This window comes from Ruegeria sp. D3 (assembly GCF_056534465.1).
Window position 1 is genome coordinate 146,992 of record NZ_JBQFPK010000012.1, and the last position, 8,540, is coordinate 155,531.

The window sequence follows — 8,540 nt, forward strand, 5'->3', positions numbered from 1 at the left end:
TCTATTTGATTCGGTGGGTGGGAGCCCTTTGTCCGAGTGAACGCGCATACCGGGGAACCGGACATAGAAATAAGGCCGACAGGCCAATAAAGAATGGGATGCGTGAGGCGCTGAATGACACAAGAAAAATGGGGACTACTGCAAAACAAACTGCTCAAGGCGATCGGAAAGAACAATTACACCACATGGATTGAACCTCTGCAGTTCCAAGAGGTCCAGGACGGTGTCGCTGTTTTCTCGGTGCCGACCAATTTCATGGGCAATTACGTAAGCCAGAATTTTGCAGATCTCATCCTGTATGAGATGAACACTGCGGGAGAAACCGTCCAGCGACTGGCCTTTCGGGTTGCCGCCAATTCGACCGCACGGCCCGCGAATGTTGCTGAAACTAATTCGGTAGAGATCGCACAAACACCGGAACCTCGAATGTCCGTGGGATCAAGCGAGGCGCTGGAATCACTGCAAGCGGCGCCTTTGGATGCCCGATTCACCTTTGACAGCTTCGTGGTCGGTAAACCCAACGAGTTGGCGCATGCTGCGGCGCGCCGTGTCTCGGAAGGTGGGCCTGTAACTTTCAACCCGCTGGTTCTGTATGGCGGTGTCGGTCTGGGTAAGACGCACCTGATGCATGCGATTGCATGGGAACTGAAAACCAAACGCCCCGAGTTGAATGTTCTGTACCTGTCGGCGGAACAGTTCATGTACCGGTTCGTACAGGCGCTGCGTGAACGACGAATGATGGATTTCAAACATCTGTTCCGTTCGGTCGATGTGCTCATGGTCGATGACGTTCAGTTCATCGCGGGCAAGGATTCCACGCAGGAGGAGTTCTTTCATACGTTCAATGCGTTGGTGGATCAGAACAAACAGATCATTATCTCTGCTGACCGCGCTCCGGGTGAGATCAAGGATCTGGAAGACCGCGTGAAGTCGCGTCTGCAATGTGGTCTGGTCGTTGACCTGCACCCCACCGACTATGAGCTGCGTCTGGGCATTTTGCAGAACAAGGTTCAGCATTACAGCACCACCTATCCCGATCTGCAGATCGCTGATGGCGTGCTGGAGTTTCTGGCCCACCGTATCTCGACCAATGTGCGGGTGCTTGAAGGCGCGCTGACTCGGCTGTTTGCCTTTGCCTCGCTCGTAGGGCGTGAGATCGACATGGAGCTGACGCAGGATTGCCTGGCCGACGTACTGCGCGCGTCCGAGCGCAAGATCACCGTCGAGGAAATTCAGCGTAAGGTTTCGGATTACTACAATATCCGTCTGAGCGATATTATTGGCCCCAAGCGCCTGCGGTCTTATGCCCGTCCTCGTCAGGTAGCCATGTATCTCTGCAAACAGCTGACCAGCCGATCCCTGCCTGAGATTGGTCGTCGCTTTGGCGGGCGTGACCACACCACCGTTATGCATGGTGTGAAGCGCATCGAAGAGCTGAAAACCACCGACGGCCAGATCGCCGAAGACGTGGAAATGCTGCGCCGGTCACTCGAAGCGTAGGTTACATCCGCATGAACATCAAAACGCCCCGGATCCTCACGCCCGGGGCGTTTTCTTGTGCGAAAATCTCCACGGTCGGCCATGAACTGTGCCCACGTGGCCACGCGGCCCTTGACGCCTTGGGCAATCCGACTCAGAAATCCATAAAAAATCCTTGTGCCTCAGGGTGGAACCGCTAACGTGCCAGTCCCGCCCATTTCGGCACGCAAGTCAGAGGAATTGAGGGTATGAAGATCAGCATCGAACGCGGCACCCTTCTCAAGGCCGTTTCTCAGGCCCAATCTGTTGTGGAACGTCGCAACACCATTCCTATCCTTGCCAACGTGCTGATCGAGGCCGAAGGCGATCAAGCCATGTTCCGCGCCACCGATCTGGATATCGAGGTGGTCGATAAGGCCCCCGCACAGGTCGAACGGGCCGGTGCGACCACCGTGGCCGCTACCACCTTGCATGAAATCGTGCGCAAGCTGCCCGATGGGGCTTTGGTGACGCTGACCGCCGACAGCGCCGCAGGGCGTCTGACGGTCGAGGCCGGGCGGTCGAACTTCTCGCTGGCGACGCTGCCGAAAGAGGATTTTCCGGTGATGGCGTCCTCGGAGTATCAGTCGAACTTTACTGCCTCGGCTGCACTGCTGCGTCGGCTGTTCGACAAGTCAAAATTTGCAATCTCGACCGAAGAGACGCGCTATTACCTGAATGGCGTCTATATGCATGTGGCCGATGGGTCCGAGGGCGGCAAAGTGCTGCGCTGCGTGGCGACCGATGGGCACCGTCTGGCGCGCATCGACGCGGACCTGCCCGACGGCGCGGCAGATATGCCGGGCGTGATCGTGCCCCGCAAAACAGTGGGTGAGCTGCGCAAGCTGCTGGACGATGACGAGATGGACATCGCCGTGTCGGTCAGCGAGACCAAAGTGCGCTTTGCCACGCCCGATATTACGCTTACTTCGAAGGTGATCGACGGTACCTTCCCCGACTACACCCGGGTTATTCCGCAGGGCAACACGCGCCAGTTGGAAGTGGATGCTGCCGAATTCGCGCAGGCCGTGGACCGGGTTGCGACGGTTTCGTCCGAACGCTCGCGCGCGGTGAAACTGCAGCTGGATGCGGATAAACTGGTTCTGTCGGTCAATGCGCCCGATAGCGGAGCGGCTGAGGAAGAACTGGCCGTGGCTTATGGCGATGAGCGGCTGGAGATCGGATTCAACGCGAAGTACTTGCTTGAAATTGCGTCGCAGGTGGATCGTGAGAATGCGGTGTTCTTGTTCAACTCGGCTGGTGACCCGACCCTGATGCGCGAAGGCAATGACCAAAGCGCGGTGTATGTGGTCATGCCGATGCGTGTCTGATCGCGCTGAAACCTTCTGATGAAAGGGAGGGGTCATGGGTTTGACCCTGACCGAACTGACGGTCTCGCATTTTCGCTCGCACAAGCTGGCGCGTCTGGCTTTGGACGGGCGGCCTGTTGCGATTCACGGGCCGAACGGGGCGGGGAAGACCAACATTCTTGAAGCGGTTTCTCTGTTCTCGCCCGGTCGCGGCATGCGGCGGGCGAGTGCGGCAGAGATGACCCGTCGCCCTGAGGCGCTGGGCTGGAAGCTGTCAGGTCTGCTGGCCGTGCAGGGGCAGAATTATGAAATCGAGACATGGTCCGAAGGTGGTGCCGCGCGGCAGGTTCGGATTGATGGCAAGGCTGCCAGTCAGATCGACTTGGGCAAGCTGGCGCGGGTGGTCTGGCTTATCCCTTCGATGGACCGGCTTTGGATCGAAGGGGCCGAGGGGCGGCGACGGTTTCTGGACCGTATCGCGCTGAGTTTTGATCCCGCCCATGCCGAGGCTTCACTGACCTATGAAAAGGCAATGCGCGAACGCAACCGCCTGCTGAAAGAACAGGTGCGCGATGCCCATTGGTATGCCGCGTTAGAAGGGCAGATGGCCGAGACCGGGCACCGCATCCACGCGGCGCGGCTGGCGGCCTTGGATCACTTGCGCGCGGCGCAGGATCAGGCCGAAACCGCGTTTCCGTCCGCTGATCTGGAGCTGGTTCAGTCCGAAGGCGCGATGCCGGACACAGTCGAGGACCTGCGCGAGGCGCTGAATGAAAGCCGGTTTCGCGATCTGGCGGCAGGCCGGACCTTGCTGGGGCCGCATCGGTCGGACCTGTACGGTGTGTTCGCAGCCAAGGGTGTTCCCGCCAAAGACTGCTCGACCGGAGAGCAAAAGGCGTTGTTGGTGTCCCTGATTCTGTCGAATGCGCGGGCACTGGCGGGGATGGTGGGCGCTCCGCCGATTGTGTTGCTGGATGAGGTGGCCGCCCATCTGGATGCCGGACGGCGGGCCGCGCTTTATGATGAGATTTGCGCGCTGGGTGCTCAGGCCTGGATGACGGGCACCGGGCCTGAGCTGTTTTCCGAATTAGAGGACCGGGCCCAGACGCTGATCGTTACTGACAGCGGCGAGGGCTCGGTCATCGCTTAGGCGGGTTCACTGACTTTACGTTCCCACAGGAAGCCGCGCATCACCTCGTCGACGGGCGTGTGTGCCATGTGGTTGACGTAGTTCGACATGGTTTTCTGGGCCAGACCCAGCACCACGTCCAGAACCGCGCGATGCGAATAGCCCGCGTCAAAGAAGGCCTGAAGCTGTTCTTCGGTCGGATTGCCACGGCTTTCCATCACTTGCAGGGTGAAGGTGCGCAGAGCCTCCAGCTTGGGTGAGGGCAAGGGGGTTTCGTTGCGCAGAGCCTCGGTGATGTCGTCCGAGATTTTCATCATCTTGGCGATTCCGGTATGGGCGGGCACGCAGTAGTGGCATTCGTTTGCAACGTTGATGGTCTGCCAGACGACGGTCTTTTCGTCATTGTCGAAATCGGTCTGCAGGAACAGGCCATGCAGAAGCTGATAGGCTTCAAGGTGCTGTGGGCTTTCGGCCATGACCTTGTGAAGGCCGGGCAGGCGTCCAAATGCGGCTTGCGACTTTTCCAGCAGCGGTTTGGACCCTTCGGGGGCGGATTCGAGGTCATGAGAGGGGAAGTTTGCCATGTCAAAGCTCCTGTTTCTGGCGATGTGAATCACATTTAGGCTTTCTTGAGCGATCACTCAAGTATATATTTGAGCGGACGCTCAAGAATTGGTGACTGCAATGCCCCGCAAACCTTCATATGACCGCGATGCTCTGATTGCGCAGGCTCGGGACTTGTTCTGGCAGCAAGGCTGGGCGGGAACTTCGTTGAAGGATCTCGAAAGCGCGCTGAATCTGAAGCCCGGCAGTTTCTATGCGGCGTTTGGCTCCAAGGACGCTCTTTATGCGCTGACACTGGAGCGGTACGCGCAGGACGGCGTGGCGCGTCTGATGGCGATGGCGGATGAAATGGGTCCGCTGCGGGCGCTGAAGGCGCAACCCCATGTGGTGATCGACGAGCGCGAGATGCCCGCGCGGGCCTGTATGCTGGCCAAAACCTATGCCGAGCTGCAATCCAAAGGACATGATCTGGCCGATAAGGCCGGGTGCCACATGGCCGATATGAAGGCGTGTTTCGCCACTCTCTTTCGGCGCGCGCAACAGGCCGGAGAGATCGGGCCAGACCATGACCCTGACCGTCTTGCCGCGCGCTATCAGTCGGACATTCTGGGTCTGCGATTGTCGGCCGAACGCAGGGATGTGAATGCGGCTGAAATTGCCGAGGACATAGCTGCAGATCTGGATCGGCTTTGATCAGCTGAAAACAACCCGTGACAGCACAAAATGTTGGGGGATGGCGTGACATTCCCCACCAGAAAACGTATAAGTTACCAAAATAATATAGGTACTAACCGCATGTCCGAAGACGCACAGGCACCACAGGAATATGGCGCTGATTCTATAAAGGTTCTCAAAGGCTTAGAGGCTGTCCGCAAACGTCCCGGTATGTATATCGGTGATACGGATGATGGCTCGGGTCTGCACCACATGGTGTATGAGGTCGTGGACAACGGAATTGACGAAGCGCTGGCCGGTCACGCCGACCATGTGACCGTGAAAATCCACGCCGATTCCAGTGTCTCGGTCAGCGATAACGGGCGCGGTATTCCGGTGGATATCCACCCCGAAGAGGGTGTGTCCGCCGCCGAGGTCATCATGACCCAGCTGCACGCGGGCGGTAAGTTCGACAGCAACTCGTACAAGGTGTCGGGCGGTCTGCACGGCGTGGGTGTTTCGGTTGTGAACGCCCTTTCAGATTGGCTGGAACTGCGCGTCTGGCGCAATGGCAAGGAACACGTTGCGCGCTTTGAGGGTGGCGAGACGGCGGAACACCTGAAGGTGGTTCAGGAGTGCGGTGACCGGACCGGGACCGAGGTGCGGTTTCTGGCCTCGACCGATACGTTCTCGAACCTCGAATATTCGTTCGATACGCTGGAAAAGCGCCTGCGCGAGCTGGCCTTCCTGAACTCGGGCGTGCGGATCATCCTGATCGACGAGCGCCCGGCTGAACGGCTGGAGACCGAACTGTTCTATGAGGGTGGTGTTAAGGAATTCGTCAAATACCTTGATCGTTCGAAGACGCCCGCGATGCCCGAACCGATTTACATCAAGGGTGAGCGCGACGATATCGGCGTGGAAATCGCCATGTGGTGGAATGACAGCTATCACGAGACGGTTCTGCCCTTTACCAACAACATCCCTCAGCGGGACGGCGGCACGCACGTGGCGGGCTTCCGGGGTGCTTTGACCCGGACAATCAACAACTATGCACAGTCCAGCGGGATCGCGAAAAAGGAAAAGGTCAGCTTTACCGGCGATGATGCGCGCGAAGGTCTGACTTGTGTGTTGTCGGTCAAAGTGCCCGACCCGAAATTCTCATCCCAGACCAAGGACAAGCTGGTGTCGTCCGAAGTGCGCCCGGCGGTCGAAGGCCTGATGAACGAAAAGCTGGCCGAGTGGTTCGAGGAAAACCCGAACGAGGCCAAAGGGATCGTCGGCAAGATCATCGAGGCTGCGCTGGCCCGTGAGGCGGCGCGCAAAGCCCGTGAACTGACCCGTCGTAAGACGGCGATGGATGTGAACTATCTGGCCGGAAAGCTGAAAGACTGTTCCGAGAAAGACCCGTCCAAGACCGAAGTGTTTCTGGTCGAGGGGGACTCGGCTGGTGGGTCTGCGCAGACGGGACGGGATCGTTTGACGCAAGCGGTTCTACCCCTGCGCGGGAAAATCCTGAACGTCGAACGCGCGCGGTTTGACCGGATGCTGTCCTCTCAAGAGATCGGCAATCTGGTGATGGCGCTGGGCACCGGCATTGGCCGTGATGAGTTCAACATCGAAAAGCTGCGCTACCACAAGATCGTCATCATGACGGATGCGGACGTCGATGGCGCGCATATTCGAACTCTGTTGCTGACCTTCTTCTACCGGCAGATGCCGGAACTGATCGAGGGCGGATATCTCTATATCGCACAGCCACCGCTCTATAAGGTTTCACGTGGCAAATCAGAGGTTTACCTGAAGGATCAGGCGGCGCTGGACGATTACCTGATCAATCAGGGCGTCGAGGGCGCAGTGCTGAAACTGGGCTCGGGTGAGGAAATCATCGGGCAGGACCTGACCCGTGTGGTGGACGAAGCACGCCAATTGAAACGCGTTCTGGACGCCTTCCCAACGCATTACCCGCGCCACATTCTGGAACAGGCCGCTGTTGCGGGGGCCTTTGTGCCGGGTGCGGTCGATGCCGACCTGCAAGGCGTTGCCGACAAGGTCGCCGCCCGCCTCGACCTGATCGCGCTGGAATATGAACGCGGCTGGCAGGGCCGGATCACACAGGATCACGGCATTCGTCTGGCCCGCATCCTGCGCGGCGTGGAAGAGGTCCGCACTCTGGACGGCCCCATGCTACGCTCGGGCGAGGCCCGCAAAACCGGCAGCTTCACCCAAAGCCTGCAAGAGGTCTACAACACCCCCGCCACGCTGGTACGTCGCGACCGGATGCAGGCGATCCACGGCCCGCTGGACCTGCTGCGCGCCATTCTGGAAGAGGGTGAAAAGGGCCTATCGCTACAACGCTACAAGGGACTGGGCGAAATGAACCCCGATCAGCTGTGGGAAACAACGCTCGACCCGGATGCGCGTACCCTATTGCAGGTGCGTGTGGATGACATGGTTGAAGCGGATGATCTGTTCACCAAACTGATGGGCGATGTGGTCGAACCGCGCCGCGAATTCATCCAGCAAAATGCCCTAAGCGTGGAAAATCTGGATTTCTAAAGCAGTGTAGGGACGCGCACAAACCTGCACGAACCCCATAAGTCTTCATGATTTGCGCATTAGTTTGCGCGATTTCAACTCAGAATTGCAGAATGCCGACGTCATTTCTGCTATTGGGTGAGCCTTGAGTTCTAGACTTAAGGCAAGGATAGAGTTGCAGGTGTGTGCTTCCGGTGGGTTTTGCGCATTGGTGAGCTCAACAAACCACTAGGTTTATCCTGCGGGTCTGTGGTCTCCTGACTTTAGAACTTGTTCCATCATGCGCATGAGAGCTTCGTGAAGACCTGATTTGAAATCGTCATCTGAGGCGTACTTCTTGTAAAGGTCGATTTCTCGCCGACGTTCGTTGCGCATTGCTTTTTCAAATAGTGCTTCACTGGCGATGCGTCGATTTTGCTCGTCAGGGTTGGATACAACCTTGTTCTGAAATGCAGGGTCGCTCATTGCGTGGTTGAGGATGTTGATCAGCTTGATTCTTTGCTCCTCCGGTGTCGCATCCCAACCATTGAAATAGCGTTCGTTGAAGGCGGCTACGATCATGTCTAAAGGGTCTTTTTCTGGGTCATCGTGACCACCTCGGGGATTTGGATTTGGCGGATCAATCTCACTGCCAGAGTCATCCAGGCCGATAGTATGACCAATCTTCACCCGTTCCAGACCGTAGGTAGTTAGATCGACACTCTCCATGAGACCATCAATTTCATCCTGATCTTTGTCTGTCTGACGTCAGCGCCAATGGGACAGTTTAGGTCGATTTGATAAGAGAGGGTTTCTGGCTCATCGTAACCGCCAAGGAGTGGAGATGA

General features: G+C 57.8%; 7 protein-coding genes. 5 read left to right on the forward strand and 2 right to left on the reverse strand.

Annotation, left to right across the window (positions count from 1 at the left end; all coding sequences use genetic code 11):
• Window positions 1-114: 114 nt before the first annotated feature.
• The 3 genes from dnaA (at window position 115) to recF (ending at window position 3,978) form a co-directional block, all read left to right on the forward strand.
• Complete coding sequence (gene dnaA / locus ACR0DX_RS17510; RefSeq protein WP_170353743.1) at window positions 115-1,500, forward strand: chromosomal replication initiator protein DnaA; 1,386 nt, start codon at window positions 115-117, stop codon at window positions 1,498-1,500.
• A gap of 227 nt (window positions 1,501-1,727) precedes the next feature.
• Window positions 1,728-2,849, forward strand: coding sequence for a DNA polymerase III subunit beta (gene dnaN, locus ACR0DX_RS17515; protein WP_170353742.1), 1,122 nt, complete (start codon window positions 1,728-1,730; stop codon window positions 2,847-2,849).
• Between the two features lie 34 nt (window positions 2,850-2,883).
• Window positions 2,884-3,978 (forward strand): DNA replication/repair protein RecF, encoded by a 1,095-nt coding sequence (gene recF, locus ACR0DX_RS17520; RefSeq protein ID WP_170353741.1) that lies wholly within the window; start codon window positions 2,884-2,886, stop codon window positions 3,976-3,978.
• On the opposite strand, the gene ACR0DX_RS17525 is transcribed toward recF, so the two are convergent.
• Window positions 3,975-4,541 carry a carboxymuconolactone decarboxylase family protein gene (locus ACR0DX_RS17525; protein ID WP_170353740.1) on the reverse strand — a complete coding sequence of 189 codons (567 nt, stop codon included), beginning with the start codon at window positions 4,539-4,541 and terminating at the stop codon, window positions 3,975-3,977. The genes recF and ACR0DX_RS17525 overlap by 4 nt on opposite strands.
• A gap of 100 nt (window positions 4,542-4,641) precedes the next feature.
• Between ACR0DX_RS17525 and ACR0DX_RS17530 the strand changes: the two genes are divergently transcribed.
• Both ACR0DX_RS17530 and gyrB read left to right on the forward strand, forming a co-directional pair.
• On the forward strand, window positions 4,642-5,214 hold the full coding sequence (locus ACR0DX_RS17530; RefSeq protein WP_170353739.1) for a TetR/AcrR family transcriptional regulator: 573 nt from the start codon (window positions 4,642-4,644) through the stop codon (window positions 5,212-5,214).
• A 102-nt stretch (window positions 5,215-5,316) separates the two neighbouring features.
• Window positions 5,317-7,734: a DNA topoisomerase (ATP-hydrolyzing) subunit B gene (gene gyrB / locus ACR0DX_RS17535; RefSeq protein ID WP_170353738.1), complete on the forward strand. Its 2,418-nt coding sequence runs from the start codon at window positions 5,317-5,319 to the stop codon at window positions 7,732-7,734.
• A 213-nt stretch (window positions 7,735-7,947) separates the two neighbouring features.
• Here gyrB and ACR0DX_RS17540 read toward each other — a convergent pair whose 3' ends face one another.
• Window positions 7,948-8,421 (reverse strand): hypothetical protein, encoded by a 474-nt coding sequence (locus ACR0DX_RS17540; RefSeq protein WP_480846877.1) that lies wholly within the window; start codon window positions 8,419-8,421, stop codon window positions 7,948-7,950.
• Window positions 8,422-8,540 lie beyond the last annotated feature (119 nt).

Excerpts from the sequence above, each read along its gene's own strand:
- recF (WP_170353741.1), top strand. The coding sequence starts at position 2,884 with ATGGGTTTGACCCTGACCGAACTGACGGTCTCGCATTTTCGCTCGCAC.
- dnaN (WP_170353742.1), top strand. The coding sequence starts at position 1,728 with ATGAAGATCAGCATCGAACGCGGCACCCTTCTCAAGGCCGTTTCTCAG.
- gyrB (WP_170353738.1), top strand. The coding sequence starts at position 5,317 with ATGTCCGAAGACGCACAGGCACCACAGGAATATGGCGCTGATTCTATA.
- ACR0DX_RS17530 (WP_170353739.1), top strand. The coding sequence starts at position 4,642 with ATGCCCCGCAAACCTTCATATGACCGCGATGCTCTGATTGCGCAGGCT.
- ACR0DX_RS17525 (WP_170353740.1), bottom strand. The coding sequence starts at position 4,541 with ATGGCAAACTTCCCCTCTCATGACCTCGAATCCGCCCCCGAAGGGTCC.
- ACR0DX_RS17540 (WP_480846877.1), bottom strand. The coding sequence starts at position 8,421 with ATGGAGAGTGTCGATCTAACTACCTACGGTCTGGAACGGGTGAAGATT.
- dnaA (WP_170353743.1), top strand. The coding sequence starts at position 115 with ATGACACAAGAAAAATGGGGACTACTGCAAAACAAACTGCTCAAGGCG.